Source organism: Psychrobacter sp. 1U2 (assembly GCF_051847575.1).
In genome coordinates, this window is record NZ_JBPYDC010001774.1 from 1 (window position 1) to 528 (window position 528).

Sequence of the window (528 nt, forward strand, 5' to 3'; positions counted from 1 at the left end):
GGCTCGTGGGTGACCTTAGCTTGTGTAAAGCAGCGTCCTAGCACTTTAAAAACATAAAGTGCGGCAATCAGCCCGCCAAGCAGTATCACTAACGCCAAATCCCAACGTCCTTGTACCAATGCTACCTCTAACAATAACCACTTACTAATAAACCCACCACTTGGCGGCAAACCCATAATAGCAACTCCAGCTAAAGCAAAGGCAAAGACACTGATAGGCAAGCGCTGCACAACACGATCAAGATCTAAGATGCGATCGTGACCGCCAAAGCGGAACAGGTTACCCGCTGCCAAAAACATCGCCGACTTCGCCAACGCATGGGATAGTATTAGTATCGCCACCGCACTCCAAGCGCGTGGCGACGCTGCTAGTGGAAATACCAAAAACAGATAGCCGATCTGTGCCACTGTAGAATAAGCGACCAGCAGTTTTAAATGAGTTTGGCGCAAGGCCTGAACAGACCCCCATAGAATGGCTACTGCCCCCATCATGCCAAGAAGCTCTGCCACAACATCGCCGGACATAGGG

At 50.6% G+C, this 528-nt stretch carries 1 protein-coding gene; it reads right to left on the bottom strand.

Translation table 11 applies throughout. The features are described from left to right. The coding region (locus ACS8FD_RS24335; protein WP_439277734.1) for a proton-conducting transporter transmembrane domain-containing protein at nucleotides 1-509 on the bottom strand (509 nt) is incomplete at its 3' end. Between the last annotated feature and the right edge of the window lie 19 nt (nucleotides 510-528).